Origin of the sequence: Bartonella sp. CL71SXKL (assembly GCF_042194935.1) — a bacterium.
Classification (GTDB): domain Bacteria; phylum Pseudomonadota; class Alphaproteobacteria; order Rhizobiales; family Rhizobiaceae; genus Bartonella.
In genome coordinates this window covers 1-745 of record NZ_JBHINI010000108.1, presented here as the reverse complement: position 1 = coordinate 745, position 745 = coordinate 1, and the positions used below count along the sequence as shown (strand labels likewise).

The 745-nt window shown below is 40.3% G+C and carries 1 protein-coding gene and 1 pseudogene; one reads left to right on the top strand and one right to left on the bottom strand.

The annotated features are described in order from the left end of the window. The coding region (locus ACFILA_RS09735) for a hypothetical protein (protein WP_375661149.1) at nucleotides 1-298 on the top strand (298 nt) is incomplete at its 5' end. A gap of 28 nt (nucleotides 299-326) precedes the next feature. Here the strand turns inward: ACFILA_RS09735 and ACFILA_RS09730 are convergent. Beyond that, a pseudogene (locus tag ACFILA_RS09730) lies at nucleotides 327-745 on the bottom strand (hypothetical protein); the annotation flags it as partial.

Here is a 745-nt window from a genome sequence, read left to right as displayed (position 1 = left end):
GCCCATCATCTACACGCGAAAGGACAACCAGCAATCTTTTCGTATCACAGCGATTTACGGCATTAAGCATTCAGAATCGGACACTGGGGGCAGAATCTCCACGACAATTGCAAGAAAGGAACTTGATCTTTGTATCAATGACATTGGAGGATTACCACCAAACCCTCAAGATAGTGTTATTGTGATGGTTCCTGAAAACAGCAAAGCTCCCTCTTCTCGAGAATACTTCATTGTCACAGATGTTCAAGCCTCTGAATCCGGTATGTATAAGCTGATCTTGCGGGAGATAAAACAATGAGACATCTTTACTTTTGTGTATTCAAAAGTTAATAAGGGCGTCCAAGAGCTCGGATTACTGCTGCAAACCTTGGATTTGGAATGGCACTAAATCGGTAATTCCATGGGGCGCCAGTACGGTGACTGATGTGACATCTTTGGTATGTTATAGTTACTGATGCAATTTCTGCCCAAGTAGTCCTTTCATTATCTTCAGGGCTTTCAAATACAATAGCTTGATTTGTTACTAAAAGACGTCCTAAAATTGGATTCTTTTCGCCAATATCAAAGGTAACGCGTTCTTGAACTCCCAACAGTTTTTCATTTTGTACTAAACGATAATCATATTCACTTGCGTCAAGTTCTTGAAACATTTCACATGCTTCCTCAAAATTAGAGGGAGGAATATCTGATTGCCACAGAGCAACTTTTTGCTCAAAACTTTTTTCCTTTTTCGCCTCACGATAAG